1 tRNA gene is annotated in these 256 nt (G+C 38.7%); it reads right to left on the bottom strand.

What is annotated here, in order from left to right:
• Positions 1-176 precede the first annotated feature (176 nt).
• Positions 177-252, bottom strand: a tRNA-Glu gene (locus tag AACS00_RS09960).
• Positions 253-256 lie beyond the last annotated feature (4 nt).

Below are 256 nucleotides of genomic sequence, written 5' to 3'. Positions count from 1 at the left end.
CACACTTGAATGTGTATTTTTGGTCTTTATCAAAAGATAAAGATTGAGAACTTTACAAGTAACTTATCTATCAAGATAAATCACTTTGTCAGCTTTCCAAATTGTTAAAGAGCAAGATTGTTCGTTATTAAACGAGTCAACCATTTCTAAAGATTCTATCTAAAAACCCTTAAAGATGGTATCCCGTAGGGGAGTCGAACCCCTGTTACCGCCGTGAAAGGGCGGTGTCCTAGGCCTCTAGACGAACGGGACACTA

The organism is Vibrio sp. 11986-1-5 (assembly GCF_963878025.1).
Taxonomy (GTDB): domain Bacteria; phylum Pseudomonadota; class Gammaproteobacteria; order Enterobacterales; family Vibrionaceae; genus Vibrio; species Vibrio injensis.
This window is presented reverse-complemented; position numbering and strand designations above follow the sequence as displayed.